The sequence below is a fragment of the Phocicoccus schoeneichii genome, from assembly GCF_014635565.1.
Classification (GTDB): Bacteria; Bacillota; Bacilli; order Staphylococcales; family Salinicoccaceae; genus Phocicoccus; species Phocicoccus schoeneichii.
On record NZ_BMDB01000001.1, the window covers coordinates 544,466 to 558,518 of the forward strand.

A 14,053-nucleotide genomic window follows, 5' to 3' on the forward strand; every position below is an offset into this window, starting at 1 on the left:
TTTATCCTCCTATAATGAACGTTTTAATATCATTCCAAGTGACTAAGATCATAATTAAAATAACAAATAATACTCCTACGATTTGAATGTTAATTTCAACTTTTCTATTCACAGGTTTTCTAAAAATCATTTCGTATAATGCAAACAGAATTCTCCCACCGTCTAAAGCGGGAATCGGTAATAGGTTGACGATTCCTAAGTTCACACTGAGCATGCCCGTAAATAATGTCAGAGCAATCAATCCTTGTGCAGCAACTGTTTCTGTTACTTTATAAATTCCTACTGGTCCGTTTAACATATCGAAACTAAATGTACCGTTAAAAATCGAACCAATCATTTGCACTAATAATTTGAAAATTTTTGTCCCGTTATCATATGTGTCTTCCAGTCCCCATAGTATTGGAGCAAATGCACCTTTTTCTCTGACTGGCATCACACCAATAATTAGACGTTCATGAACTGACCCATCAGGTCCTTCAATTCTGTCCACTGCGGGTTCTAAATTAATTTGTTCGACATTTCCATCGCGTTCAACTTCAAGGTTTAGTGCTTCTCCACCTTCACCATGTTTTTGGATTAATACAGTCATATCTGTCCAGTCTTTCACAGTTTCATTGTTGATTCCGATAATTTTATCGTTTTGCACTAATCCTGAATCTTCTGCAGGAGACTCGCTCTGTACTTCTCCAACAATCGGTTCAGTACTTGGTCGTCCGATTGCATACGCTAAAACGATGAAAAGTACTGCAGCTAGTAAGAAGTTGAATAATGGCCCCGCAAATAATGTCATAAATTTTGCGAAGGGACTCTTAGTCTCAAATCTTTCATCACGTCTTGGGATACGTTCTAATTCAGAGTTTTCAACGTAATAAGACGTATCTGCAAGATGGTAAGTGATCACTTCATTATCACTATATCTATTTGCAACGAGAACCATTTCTTTCATAAAATCATTCTCGATTACTTCTACTTTTTCTACATTTGTGAAGTTATGTTTATCATCCAGTAAAACGTGAGTAATTTCATTTTGTTCGTTTAAACGAATACTAATGCTCATACCTGGTTTTAGTGGGTTAACTTCCATGTCCGCACTTGACATTCTAACGTAACCACCAACTGGCAGTAATCGAATCGTGTAGAGTGTGTCATTAAATTTATATGAAAATATTTTTGGTCCCATACCAATCGCAAATTCAGGACAGTAAATACCTGCACGCTTCGCAAATAATAAATGTCCAAGCTCATGGACTGTAACAAGTAGACCAAAAACGACGATAAATGCTAAAATACCTACCACTCGTTTACCTCCACTCTTTTGTATAGTGCATCGTAATAAAGAATTGTTTCTAAGTCTGGATTTTGTACAACTTGGTGTTGATTCATTCTACTTTCCACAATATCTTCAATCTCTAAAAACTCTATTTTTCCATTTAAAAACTCTGCTACAGCAAACTCATTCGCTGCATTCATAACAGCAGGCATTGTTCCACCAATTTCTAATGCATCGTATGCAAATTTCAACATCTTGAAGCGTTCTAAGTCCATTGGTTTGAAATTTAATGTGCTGATTGTATTAAAGTCTAATGGGTTATCTTTATAAATACGCTCAGGATAACTAAATGCATACTGAATTGCAGTCCTCATATCTGAGTTACCAATTTGAGCCATCATACTGTTATCTACAAATTCTACCATGGAATGAATAATACTTTCACGATGTAAGAGTGTCTTTATCTGTGTGGTCTCTAAATCAAAAAGATGTTTCGCTTCGATAACTTCTAATCCTTTGTTCATCATCGTCGCACTATCAATTGTGATTTTTTGTCCCATTGACCAGTTTGGATGATTTAAGGCATCTTTAAGTGTCACAGACTTTAACTCTTCACGAGTTAAATCTCTGAAGCTCCCACCACTTGCTGTGATGATAATATTTTTAACTTCATTTAGATTCTCACCATTTAAACATTGATAAATTGCCGAATGCTCAGAATCTACAGGAATAATTTTTACGTTATATTCTTTAGCTTTTTGCATGACTATACTTCCTGCTGCAACAAGCGTCTCTTTATTTGCGAGTGCAATATCCGTACCACTTTCAATGGCTTTAATTGTAGGTATTAATCCAACACTACCCATTACAGCGGTAAGTAATAGATCGGTTTTATACGTCGCAACATCTATGAGACCTTCATCACCATATGTGAATTCTATCTCGGGATATTTTTGTTTTAAATTAAGATAATCTGATTCCTCCATCACTGATACAAGTGGTGGATTAAATTCTTCTAGGATTTCTTCTAAGTAATTGATATTTCTTCCTACAGAAATCGCACCTAATTGAAATTTATCTTTATGGTTTCTTAATACATCTATCGCTTGTGTCCCGATAGATCCCGAAACTCCAAGTATTGATATGATTTTCATAATCTGTCTCCTATTGGATAATTGGTAGGATGTTCATGAGGGGTAGAACAAAAATAAAACTATCAAACCGGTCTAATATTCCCCCATGTCCAGGTAGAATTGTTCCTGAGTCCTTCACATCAAAATGTCTCTTTAAAGCAGATTCCACAAGGTCTCCCATTTGACCAAAAATACTTAAAATTACAGTGAAAATTGCAAGTGAAATCATGCTCGTATCAAGATAATTCATTAACGAGAAGGAAACAGCTAATAAAACAGCACACAGAGTGCCACCCACTGAACCTTCAATTGTTTTATTTGGGCTAATTCTTGGCCACAATTTATTTTTACCAAATGCGCGTCCAAATAAATAAGCACCCGTATCTGTAACCCACACAATTAAAAGTGCATAAATTAAGTAGATAAACCCAGCACTTCTTGTCTCGTAGGCATACATAAAACCAATTCCGATGTAAGCGACAGCAAGGACACAAAAGCCCATATCTACAAAACTAAATCTATTATTAGATATTACTGTAAATGACAGCATGACAAGCGCGATCCCAATTAGTAACTCTACTTGATGCCCGTGTAGAAATGGTAAATATCGATCATTTGGACTGAGTACGAAGAATAATGCAATCATTGATAATATTCCAGGCGTGCTGAATATATGTATGCGATTCATTTTCAAAATCTCATAAAGCGCAATATAAGCCATGGCATATACTGCAATTAAAAATGGTAGTCCGCCATAGATGACAAACGGTAGTGCGATAAGTAATGCAACTACTGCAGTAATCGTTCGAGTCTTCATGCTATTCCTCCTTTAAACCTCCAAAACGTCTCTCTCTCTTTTGATATTGAGATAGTATATCTTCAAAGTTTTCTGGTGTAAATTCTGGCCAACTTTCATTAGCAAAAAAGAGTTCGCTATAAGAAATCTGCCATAGTAAAAAGTTACTGATTCTATATTCGCCACTTGTTCTAATTAAAATTTCTGGGTCTGGCACATCTTTTGTAAAGAGGTGTTGACTGAAGAATTCATTATTTATATCTTCTATTGCTGTATCTCCATTTTGAACAGACTCTACGACTGATTTAACTGCGTGAATAATCTCATCACGAGATCCGTAGTTCAGAGCGAAGATTAGTTCCATACCTGAATTTTCTGCTGTTTCTAAAACAGCTTTTGAAACAGACTTTTGTGTATGTTTCGGTAATCCGTCAAAATTACCGATTGTTCTAATTTTAATGTTTTTATCTTTTAGTTCTGGTAAAAACTTTCCTAAAAAATTACCGGGTAGTTTCATTAAAAAAGACACTTCTTTAGAAGGTCTTGTCCAGTTTTCAGTAGAAAATGCAAAGAGAGTTAAATATTTTACACCGCACTCATTTGCAGTAAGCGCGATTCGCCTAACATTCTCCATACCTTCTTGATGTCCTTTAATACGAGGCATTCCAAGGCGTTTTGCATATCTACCATTTCCATCCATAATGATGGCTACATGTTGCGGTATATTCCTCATTAAAGTGTCCATTTAGTGTAGCCCCTTTTATAAAATAATACACATGTGTTTTAAGCATAGATATTATTTAATTTTATCATAAATGCACATAAAAAAATACAGGTACGCAAGTTACCTGTATGATTGAAATTTAAATTAAACAGCCATGATATCTTTTTCTTTGTTATCGCAAACTGTGTCGATTTCAGCAGTGTATTTATTTGTCAAATCTTGTACTTGTGTTTCTAAAGTACGTAATTCATCTTCACTGATTTCTGAATCTTTTTCTTGTTTTTTAAGTGCGTCATTTGCATCACGACGGATATTACGGATCGCGACTTTCGCTTGTTCACCTTCAGCACGTGCTTCTTTAGAAAGGTCTTTACGACGTTCTTCAGTAAGTTGTGGAATTGTGATACGAATCATTGTACCGTCACTTGTTGGGTTCACACCTAAATCAGCAGCTTGGATTGCTTTTAAAACATCATCTACTGAACTCTTGTCATACGGTGTTACAGTTAACATACGTGCTTCAGGTACTTGAATGTTTGCAAGTTGGTTTAATGGAGTATCTGCACCATAGTAATTTACAGTTACTCGATCTAAAAGACTTGCGTTTGCAGTACCTGTACGAATACTTGCAAGTTGTCTTTCTAATGCGCTAATAGATTGTTTCATTTTGTCTTCTGCATTTTTTAAAACTTCGTTAGCCATTTTGTTCCCTCTTTACTTAGTAATTGTAGTCCCAATATTTTCGCCTGTTACAGCGCGTTTAATGTTACCATCTTCTGATATTGAAAATACCACAAGTGGAATAGAGTTGTCCATACAAAAGGATGTTGCTGTTGCGTCCATAACTTGTAAATTCTTTTGTAAAACTTCGATATATGAAAGCGTATCGAACTTTTTAGCTTTTGGATCAAGCTTCGGATCTGCTGAATATACACCATCAACGTTGTTTTTACCCATAAGAATAACATCTGCATCGATTTCAGCCGCTCTTAATGCTGCAGTTGTATCTGTTGAGAAGTATGGGTTACCAATACCAGCAGCAAAAATTACGACTCTGCCTTTTTCTAAGTGACGAATTGCTCTTCTACGAATATACGGTTCAGCAATTTGCTTCATTTCGATTGATGTTAATACGCGAGTATCTAGTCCAAGTTGCTCTAAGCTATCTTGTAAAGCAAGAGAATTCATAACTGTCGCAAGCATACCGATATAGTCTGCTGTACCACGTTCCATACCTAAGTCACTACCTGTTTTACCTCTCCAAATGTTACCTCCACCAACGATAACTGCAATTTCTACACCTAATTCACGCGCTTCTGCAATTTCTTTGGCAACTGTCTTAATAACGTCAGGCTTAATTCCAAAACCTTCCCCACCAGCTAAAGCTTCACCGCTCAACTTTAAAACGATACGTTTATATTTTGAAGTTTCCATTTTGTTCATCCTTTTATATGTTTTCTGCTATATAGAGAAAAAAGACACCGAAGTGTCTTTTTATATTATTGGCCCATTTGACCGAATACTTCTTCTGCGAAGTCTTCGTTACGTTTTTCTAGACCTTCACCAAGTCCGTAACGTACGAATGTATTAAGAGTTGCACCGTTTCCTTTAAGGAATTCGCCAACAGTTTTGTCACTGTCTTTAACAAATGGTTGGCTTGTGATTACGATTTCTTCTAAGTACTTACGCATTCTACCTTCAACCATTTTGTCAACGATATTTTCAGGTTTACCTTCGTTAAGTGCTTGGTTACGTAATACTTCTCTCTCTTGATCTAATTCTTCTTGTGATACTTCATCAGCTGAAGTGTATTTAGGATTTAAAGCAGCAGCATGCATTGCTACATCTTTAGCTACTTCTTCATCTGTAGAACCTTCAACTACAGTTAACACACCGATAGTACCACCCATGTGTTTGTACTCACCGAATGCATCGTTGTCTGTTTTAGATTCAACTTGGAAACGACGGATGTTCATGTTTTCACCAATTGTTGCAATTGCTGATTTCATTAACTCTTCAACTGTTTGACCATCGATTTCAGAGTTGTTTAATTCCTCAAGATCAGCTGGTTTAGTTGCTACGATATGTTCAGCGATTTTCTTAACTAAGTTTTGGAATTGATCGTTACGTGCTACGAAGTCAGTTTCAGCGTTAACTTCAACGATTGCAGCATCGTTACCATTGATTGCAATTTCAACAAGACCTTCAGTTGCGATTCTGTCTGCTTTTTTACCAGCAGAAGCAATACCTTGTTCACGTAAGTAGTCGATTGCAGCATCGATGTCTCCGTCAGTTGCTTGTAACGCTTTTTTACAATCCATCATACCTGCGCCTGTTTTATCACGTAATTCTTTTACTAATTTAGCTGTAATTTGTGCCATTATGAATTCCTCCACAATTATATTTTTATCAGTATTTTCAAAAAAAGGTGATAAGAAACGAGTTACTTATCACCATGTTGTTTATTTTACTCTTCAGTTGATGCTACTTCTTCAGTAGTTTCTTCTTCAGTTAAATCAATATTTTGCTCTTCAGCAACTTCTTGATCAGATACACCTTTTTGTGCTTCTAGAACAGCGTCTGCCATTTTTGAAGTCATAAGGCGTACTGCACGAATTGCATCGTCGTTTGAAGGGATTACGTAATCAACTTCATCTGGATCACAGTTCGTATCAACCATTGCTACAACAGGAATATTTAATTTCTTAGCTTCGTTAATTGCGTTTCTTTCTTTACGTGGGTCAACGATGAAGATTGCTTTTGGCATATCTTTCATGTTGCGGATACCACCTAAGAATTTGTTTAAGCGGTCGTATTCTTTACGAATTTCAACAACTTCTTTTTTAGGAAGTACTTCGAATAAACCGTCTGCTTCCATTTTTTCGATTTCGTCAATTCTCTTAATACGTCCTTTGATAGTGTTGTAGTTCGTTAAGATACCACCTAACCATCTTTCGTTAACGTATAATTGACCAGCACGTTCAGCTTCTTCTTTGATTGCTTCTTGTGCTTGTTTTTTAGTACCTACGAATAAAACTTGTCCGCCTTCTTCAGCGATACCTTTAATGAAATCGTAAGCTTCTCCAACTTTTTTAACTGTTTGTTGAAGATCGATGATGTAGATGCCGTTACGCTCAGTGAAGATATATTTCTTCATTTTTGGGTTCCAACGGCGAGTTTGGTGTCCGAAATGTACACCAGCTTCTAGTAATTGTTTCATACTAATTACTGACATTTTATTTCCTCCTTGGTTTTTACCTCCGATAAAGCGATGTTTACCACCTATAAAGGCACCGATAAACAACCTACTAAATCGTGTGTAATTTGGCTTTCAAGCCATTAAAAATATTATCATACATAGAACGCATTTTCAAGTATTAAAAAGATTCTTTATTTAACTCTTCTAAGAATCCAGGCTTTCTTACTCTAATGAATGTACCTTTCATACCGAGTGAACGTGATTCGATAACACCAGCACTCTCTAATTTACGCAGTGCGTTCACGATTACAGAACGTGTAATACCTACTCTGTCTGCCACTTTTGATGCAACTAATAATCCTTCAGGAGCGTTTAACTCTTCAAAAATGTGCTCAATCGCTTCTTTTTCAGAGTATGAAAGTGAACGAATTGCCATAGCAATGCTCGCTTTATCTCTTGCTGCTTTTTCTATTTCGTGTTGACGTTCTTGCATCATTTCCATACCTACTACAGTACTTGAATATTCACATAGAACTAGATCTTCACCGGTGAATTTTTCTTGTACACGACCTACAATTAAAGTTCCTAGACGAATGCCTGAACCAAAGATTGGGATGATACAAGTTTCTGATGATTGGTATGATTCTTCTTCTGGAAATATTGTCATTGAGTTTTCAAAGCCAATATTTTCTAAAGTATCTTTTAGATTCATAATTTGTTTCATATAGTAATCTGGGAATTGACGCGTTTCAATCATTTCTTGCATTCTTCTGTTTGTTAATTCTTCATGATGCGTCCCATACCCGAGTAAAGCGCCCTTGTCTGAAACGATGAAAGTATTACAATCTAAGATATGGCTCATCTGATCTGCCAATTCTTCAAAGTCTACATTCTCCTGTATTAAGTTCTTTAATTCCCGTGCTCGTTTTAATAACGTTGCCATTTTAATTTAACACTTCCTATTCTATAAAATAAACTCACTTAAGTTTTTATCACTTTTAATTTTTTCTAATTTAGAGTCTACATATTGTTCTGTAATCTCTACGTGCGTACCAGCCATGCCGCTCGCTTCAAATAGAAGTTCTTCAAGTAGCGTTTCCATGATTGTATGAAGACGTCTTGCTCCAATATCATCCGTTTCACTATTGACATCATATGCATATGTCGCGAGCTTCTCTATCGCTCCATCAGTATATGAAATTGTTACTTCTTCAGTTTGTAAGAGTGCTTCATACTGTTTTAAGAGAGAATTCTTTGGTTCTTTTAAAATTCTGATGAAATCATCTGCAGATAATTTGTCGAGCTCTACTCTGATTGGGAAACGACCTTGTAATTCTGGAATTAAATCGCTTGGTTTAGACACATGGAATGCTCCAGCACCAATGAAAAGGATGTGTTCTGTGTTTACTGGACCATATTTAGTCTCTACGACACTTCCTTCAACAATTGGCAAGATGTCACGTTGCACACCTTCACGAGATACTCCTGCTTGATTGTTATTATTCATAGCAATCTTATCAATTTCATCGATAAAAATAATACCAAGTGATTCAGCAAGTTTTATTGCTTCTTCATTTACATTATCTGAATCAATCAAAAGTTCTGCTTGTTCACGCTTTAAATACTCACGCGCTTTTTTTACTTTCATCGTACGTTTCTTTTTCTTTTTCGGCATCATGTTTTTTAACATGTCGCCCATGCCATTATCCATGCCAGGCATCATCATACCAAGACTTTGTTCTTCTGCCACTTCAATTTCAATATCTTTTTCTTCAAGTAGACCTTTTTCTAAATCATTTGCGACATCTTTTCTCTTTGTACGAACAGTATCATCTACTTCTTCAATATCTTCTTGTTCTTGACCAAAGTTTTGTAACATCTCGAATGGATTAGTCGTTGTTTTCTTCTTAAAGATTCCTGGTGCTAATAGTTTTACAATTTTTTCATTTGCAAGTTTAGTCGCTTCATCTTCAACAGTTTTTACAGCATGTTCTTTCACGAGTTTAACACTTGCCTCAACGAGGTCACGCACCATAGATTCAACATCTCTACCTACATACCCTACTTCAGTATATTTAGTTGCTTCTACTTTAGTAAATGGGGCGCCAGTAATCTTAGCCATACGTCTTGCAATTTCTGTTTTACCCACACCTGTTGGTCCGATCATTAAGATATTTTTTGGAATAACTTCAGCACGTAGTGACTCGTCTAAACGCATTCTTCTATATCTATTTCTCATTGCGATGGCTACTTTACGTTTCGCATCTGTTTGACCCACAATGTTTTCATTTAATTTCTCTACTATTTCTCTTGGTGATAAATTGTTTGACATAATCGTACTCCTTTACTCACCGTCAATTGTCTCTAAAATAATTCTATCATTAGTGAACACACATATCTCACTTGCAATCTTAAGTGCATCATACGCAATCGTTTCTGCTTTCAGGTTTTCACCATGAAGTTTCATTGCGCGTCCTGCACTGAGCGCAAAGTTTCCACCACTTCCAATTGCTAAGATACCATCATCAGGTTCGATTACTTCTCCTGTTCCTGACACTAATAGCATCGTGTCTTTGTTCATCACTATAAGCATTGCTTCAAGTTGACGAAGCATCTTGTCGCCTCTCCACTCTTTTGCAAGCTCTACTGCTGCACGTTCAAGATTACCGTTATATTGGAACAATCTGCCCTCAAATTTTTCAAAAAGTGTAAATGCATCAGCTACACTTCCTGCAAATCCTGCAACAACCTTATTCTCATATAATCGTCTCACTTTACGTGCATTATGTTTCATTACTACTTGATTGCCAAGAGTCACTTGACCGTCACCTGCCATTGCAGATTGTCCATTGTGTTTTATCGCAAATATCGTAGTTCCTTTAATTGCCAATTTAATCATCCCTTCTATTTGATGGGTGTGCATTTAAATATTCTCTTCTAAGCTGTTCTCTCGATAAGTGTGTATATTTCTGAGTCGTCGATAACGACTCATGTCCAAGCAACTCTTGGACTGCTCTGATATCAGCACCACTATTCAACATGTGCGTCGCAAACGTATGTCTTAAAGCATGAGGATGAAGACCCGTTTGAATGGCGCTTTTCTTCATCAAATCATTCACAACATATCTGAGACCTCTGTCTGTTAATGGTCTCAAATTATGATTTAGCCATAAAGCGTCGTGCTCAATAATCTTGTCTTTAAAAATTTCAACGTATTCATTAATTGCATCTGTTGCATGTTCATTCAAAGGAACAAGTCTGTCTTTCTTACCCTTACCTGTTACTTTAATGATACCCATCTTTAAGTCTATTCTATCAAGAGTTAGAGTCAAAAGTTCTTCTGAACGTATACCTGTCGCATAAAACAATTCTAGAATTGCTCTATTTCTTGTATACATTTTTGAATTTTTGTCTAGAGATTCCAAAAGTTCATTTATTTGATTCTCAAATAAAAAATCTGGTAAATGCTGCTCTTCTTTTGGAAAAGGTACATTTAAAAACGGATTCTTTTCTATGTGACCATTTCGAATCAGATAGTTATAAAAACTTCTGAGACATGAAATTTTTCTTGAAACACTTGATTTTTTAAGGCCTTGATCATATAAAAAACTCAAAAAATTTCTTGCGTCCTGAAATTGAAATGTATCAAATGTTAAGTGCTCATTTGATAAAAACACGTTGAACATTTCCAAGTCTTTTTCATAACTTCTAACAGTATGCTCTGAATATCTTTTTTGATGTGTTAATAATTCAAGAAATTGTTTTTCTAATGACATACGTCTCACACTTTCTAAACTGTCCTTAGATATTTTAATACATTTGTTAGAAAATTGCACTCACTTTATAATATTCTGAACACATAAAAAAGTACCTAGCGTGGCTAGATACTTTTATGATGCATCTTCTTCATAGTCACAGTTTGAACATTTCACTTTTACGTTTTTACCTTTTCTCGTTTCGACAAGGTAATGTTCACATTTTGGACAATCTCTTCCAATTGGTTTGTCCCAAGATACAAAGTCACAATCTGGATATTTGTCACATCCGTAGAATATACGTCCTTTTTTTGACTTACGTTCGATGACTTCGCCCTCTTCACACTTCGGACAACTCACACCAATCTTCTTAACGATTGGTTTTGTGTTTCTACATTCTGGGAAATTTGAGCAAGCCATAAACTTACCATAACGTCCCATCTTATAAACCATTGGTGATCCACATTTTTCACAGTCGATTCCAGCAGGTTCATCTTTGATTTCAATTTTCTCCATCTCAGATTCCGCTTTTTCAACTTGTGGACTAAATCCTTTGTAGAACTGATCGATAACTTCTACCCAACCTTTTTTACCTTCAGCAATTTCATCGAGTTGCTCTTCCATTTCTTTTGTAAATGCAACGTCAATAATATCTGGGAAGTACTCTGTCACTTGTTCATTGACGATTTCTCCTAACTCTGTTGGAACAAAACGTCTTTGGTCAAGCTTCACGTAGTTTCTCTTCTGAATCGTTTCAATTGTTGGTGCATACGTCGATGGTCTCCCAATTCCTGATTCCTCAAGAGTCTTAACAAGGCGAGCTTCCGTATAACGTGGTGGTGGTTGTGTGAAGTGTTGTTTTGGATCAATTTGTTCACTCTTCACTTCATCATTTTCACTTAATTCTGGTATTCTATTTTCTTTATCTTCTTCTTTTTCATCTGTGCCTTCTTCATAAACACGAAGGAAACCATTGAATTTGAGCGTTTGCCCATTACTTCTGAAGATAACGTCATTATTGTTTAAATCTACACGTACTGTATCGAACACTGCTGGTGCCATCATACTTGCTGTATAACGATCCCAAATTAGCTTGTAAAGTCTATATTGGTCACGAGTCAGATATGGTTTCATTTCTTCAGGCGTTCTAAGAATTGATGTTGGACGCACAGCTTCATGTGCATCTTGTGCACCTTCCGTCTTCTTATCTTTACGTCTAAGAACATAATCTTTACCATACTCTTTTTCGATGAAGTTAAAACCTTCTTCTTTCGCAACTGGCGAGATACGAGTTGAGTCTGTTCTCATATAAGTGATTAAACCAATCGTACCTTGCTTTTTAATGTCGATTCCTTCATATAGTTGTTGCGCCAACATCATCGTTTTTCTTGCACGGAAGTTTAGTTTTCTTGCTGCTTCTTGTTGTAGTGTGGATGTTGTAAATGGGTATGCTGGGTATCTTAGTTTTTCTTTCTTTTCAATTGAGTCGACAATGAATGAATCTCCTGAAAGTTTAGAAAGAATTTTATCAACAGTTTCTTTATTAGGTAGTTTTGTTTTCTGTTTATCTTCTTTTAACTTATAAAACTTACCTGTAAATTTAGAACGTTTATATTTAAAAGTACCTTCTATTGACCAGTACTCTTCTGGTTTGAAATTACGGATTTCGTTTTCACGATCAATAATTAGTTTAAGTGCAACAGATTGTACACGACCAGCAGATAAGCCTTTTTTAACTTTTTTCCATAATACTGGTGAAATATTGTACCCAACAAGACGATCAAGCATACGACGTGCTTGTTGTGCATCTACTAATTGTATGTCCATCTCACGAGGATGTTTGAAGCTTTCTTTAACTGCTTCTTTTGTAATTTCATTGAACACTACTCTGTGATATTCATTATTTTCTCCAAGAGCTGTTGCAAGGTGCCAAGCAATTGCTTCACCTTCTCTATCGGGGTCACTCGCTAGAAATACTTTTTTTGCTTTTTTAGCATCTCTTTTTAATTGTGTAAGAAGTGGACCTTTACCACGAATTGTAATATATTTCGGTTCATAATTATTTTCAACGTCAATACCTGTTTGACTGCGGGGCAAATCTCTTACGTGTCCCATTGAAGCAACAACTTTGTATCTTTTTCCTAGATACTTACCAATTGTTTTTGCTTTTGCTGGGGATTCTACAATAACTAAATTATCTGCCAAAATTATTGCCTCCCAATTGATTTCTGTATTCAACAACAAATGATACACAGAACAAAAGAATAATGTCAAACTTTTCGTATCAAATAATTTTAGATTCATTCAAAATTGTAGTAATATCTTCAGGAAAAACAACAGGTATGCTTCCTTCTTGGATTCTTAAGTTTGTACCAATGCTCAACTGTGATGTCATATTACCCGGAAGACAAAAAGTATGTCTATTTTCATCCATAGCCATCTCTAAGGTGATCAGACTACCACTCTTAATTTCCGCTTCAGTGACGAGCGTGCCAACAGCAATTCCTGCAATTAACCGATTACGACTTACAAACTTCCATCTTTCTATCTGTGAATTTGGTGGAAATTCACTGATTGTTAAATATTTTTCTTCTATTATATTTCTCGTTTGTTCCGTAGTCTTTGGATAATGTGTGTTATGACCAAAACCTAAGACACCAATTGTTGGTATATTATTATCAATTGCGATTCTATGTGCAATATCATCTGCACCGTATGCAAGTCCTGAGATAATACAATAGTCTTTTAGATAGGGAATGATTTGTTTTAATGCAGCTTTAGTGTAGGTCGCCGCCTTTCTACTGCCGACGATAGCAAATGATTGTTTTTTAAGAAGAGATATATCTCCTTTGTAATAAAGGAGATATGGTGGGTCATAGGTTTCTTTTAATAATGACGGATACTCTGGATCATTGATTGTGATAAATGATATGCCATTTTTGTTTAACCCATCTAATATTTTATCTGTGTCTAACTGTTCAGCTATTCTTAACTTTTTATAGAGCGTTTCATTAGGATCTCCAAGATTCTTATATTCTTTCGCTGTGATGTGAGCAAAACTGTATTTAAGTTCTTTCATATTATACCTCCACCCATATTATAAGAAAGAATGTACTCGCGTGCGTTTACATATTGGATACAGTTTTTTTAATGAAACACGAAAAACACGTTAGATT

At 35.8% G+C, this 14,053-nt stretch carries 14 protein-coding genes; all 14 read right to left on the bottom strand.

All coding sequences use genetic code 11. The features are described from left to right. Position 1: 1 nt before the first annotated feature. On the bottom strand, positions 2-1,297 hold the full coding sequence (gene rseP, locus IEU51_RS02855; RefSeq protein WP_186087129.1) for an RIP metalloprotease RseP: 1,296 nt from the start codon (positions 1,295-1,297) through the stop codon (positions 2-4). Further along, a complete protein-coding gene (gene dxr, locus IEU51_RS02860; protein ID WP_186087126.1) occupies positions 1,291-2,424 on the bottom strand; it encodes a 1-deoxy-D-xylulose-5-phosphate reductoisomerase in 1,134 nt (377 codons plus the stop codon). The genes rseP and dxr overlap by 7 nt, the downstream gene beginning before the upstream one ends. Before the next feature lie 10 nt (positions 2,425-2,434). Next, on the bottom strand, positions 2,435-3,220 hold the full coding sequence (locus tag IEU51_RS02865) for a phosphatidate cytidylyltransferase (protein ID WP_186087123.1): 786 nt from the start codon (positions 3,218-3,220) through the stop codon (positions 2,435-2,437). Position 3,221: 1 nt separating this feature from the next. Then, positions 3,222-3,944 (bottom strand): isoprenyl transferase, encoded by a 723-nt coding sequence (locus IEU51_RS02870; protein ID WP_186087120.1) that lies wholly within the window; start codon positions 3,942-3,944, stop codon positions 3,222-3,224. A gap of 123 nt (positions 3,945-4,067) precedes the next feature. Continuing rightward, positions 4,068-4,625 carry a ribosome recycling factor gene (gene frr, locus IEU51_RS02875; RefSeq protein WP_186087117.1) on the bottom strand — a complete coding sequence of 186 codons (558 nt, stop codon included), beginning with the start codon at positions 4,623-4,625 and terminating at the stop codon, positions 4,068-4,070. A 12-nt stretch (positions 4,626-4,637) separates the two neighbouring features. Beyond that, positions 4,638-5,357, bottom strand: coding sequence for a UMP kinase (gene pyrH, locus IEU51_RS02880; protein ID WP_186087114.1), 720 nt, complete (start codon positions 5,355-5,357; stop codon positions 4,638-4,640). Between the two features lie 65 nt (positions 5,358-5,422). Then, a complete protein-coding gene (tsf, locus tag IEU51_RS02885) occupies positions 5,423-6,304 on the bottom strand; it encodes a translation elongation factor Ts (RefSeq protein ID WP_186087111.1) in 882 nt (293 codons plus the stop codon). Between the two features lie 86 nt (positions 6,305-6,390). Continuing rightward, a complete protein-coding gene (gene rpsB, locus IEU51_RS02890; RefSeq protein ID WP_186087108.1) occupies positions 6,391-7,158 on the bottom strand; it encodes a 30S ribosomal protein S2 in 768 nt (255 codons plus the stop codon). Between the two features lie 142 nt (positions 7,159-7,300). Beyond that, positions 7,301-8,065, bottom strand: a complete 765-nt coding sequence (codY, locus tag IEU51_RS02895; RefSeq protein WP_186087105.1) for a GTP-sensing pleiotropic transcriptional regulator CodY — start codon at positions 8,063-8,065, stop codon at positions 7,301-7,303. A 21-nt stretch (positions 8,066-8,086) separates the two neighbouring features. Continuing rightward, positions 8,087-9,454, bottom strand: a complete 1,368-nt coding sequence (gene hslU, locus IEU51_RS02900) for an ATP-dependent protease ATPase subunit HslU (RefSeq protein WP_186087102.1) — start codon at positions 9,452-9,454, stop codon at positions 8,087-8,089. A 12-nt stretch (positions 9,455-9,466) separates the two neighbouring features. Next, positions 9,467-10,021, bottom strand: coding sequence for an ATP-dependent protease subunit HslV (gene hslV, locus IEU51_RS02905; protein WP_186087100.1), 555 nt, complete (start codon positions 10,019-10,021; stop codon positions 9,467-9,469). After that, the gene (xerA, locus tag IEU51_RS02910; RefSeq protein ID WP_186087097.1) at positions 10,014-10,898 is read right to left on the bottom strand and encodes a site-specific tyrosine recombinase/integron integrase; all 885 of its coding nucleotides are present in this window, start codon (positions 10,896-10,898) and stop codon (positions 10,014-10,016) included. Before xerA ends, hslV begins: the two co-directional genes overlap by 8 nt. A gap of 114 nt (positions 10,899-11,012) precedes the next feature. Beyond that, positions 11,013-13,082 (bottom strand): type I DNA topoisomerase, encoded by a 2,070-nt coding sequence (topA, locus tag IEU51_RS02915; protein ID WP_186087094.1) that lies wholly within the window; start codon positions 13,080-13,082, stop codon positions 11,013-11,015. Between the two features lie 79 nt (positions 13,083-13,161). Further along, positions 13,162-13,956, bottom strand: coding sequence for a DNA-processing protein DprA (locus tag IEU51_RS02920; protein WP_186087091.1), 795 nt, complete (start codon positions 13,954-13,956; stop codon positions 13,162-13,164). Positions 13,957-14,053 lie beyond the last annotated feature (97 nt).

Excerpts from the sequence above, each read along its gene's own strand:
- tsf (WP_186087111.1), bottom strand. The coding sequence starts at position 6,304 with ATGGCACAAATTACAGCTAAATTAGTAAAAGAATTACGTGATAAAACA.
- dxr (WP_186087126.1), bottom strand. The coding sequence starts at position 2,424 with ATGAAAATCATATCAATACTTGGAGTTTCGGGATCTATCGGGACACAA.
- IEU51_RS02865 (WP_186087123.1), bottom strand. The coding sequence starts at position 3,220 with ATGAAGACTCGAACGATTACTGCAGTAGTTGCATTACTTATCGCACTA.
- rpsB (WP_186087108.1), bottom strand. The coding sequence starts at position 7,158 with ATGTCAGTAATTAGTATGAAACAATTACTAGAAGCTGGTGTACATTTC.
- xerA (WP_186087097.1), bottom strand. The coding sequence starts at position 10,898 with ATGTCATTAGAAAAACAATTTCTTGAATTATTAACACATCAAAAAAGA.
- hslV (WP_186087100.1), bottom strand. The coding sequence starts at position 10,021 with ATGATTAAATTGGCAATTAAAGGAACTACGATATTTGCGATAAAACAC.
- codY (WP_186087105.1), bottom strand. The coding sequence starts at position 8,065 with ATGGCAACGTTATTAAAACGAGCACGGGAATTAAAGAACTTAATACAG.
- hslU (WP_186087102.1), bottom strand. The coding sequence starts at position 9,454 with ATGTCAAACAATTTATCACCAAGAGAAATAGTAGAGAAATTAAATGAA.
- frr (WP_186087117.1), bottom strand. The coding sequence starts at position 4,625 with ATGGCTAACGAAGTTTTAAAAAATGCAGAAGACAAAATGAAACAATCT.
- pyrH (WP_186087114.1), bottom strand. The coding sequence starts at position 5,357 with ATGGAAACTTCAAAATATAAACGTATCGTTTTAAAGTTGAGCGGTGAA.
- IEU51_RS02920 (WP_186087091.1), bottom strand. The coding sequence starts at position 13,956 with ATGAAAGAACTTAAATACAGTTTTGCTCACATCACAGCGAAAGAATAT.
- IEU51_RS02870 (WP_186087120.1), bottom strand. The coding sequence starts at position 3,944 with ATGGACACTTTAATGAGGAATATACCGCAACATGTAGCCATCATTATG.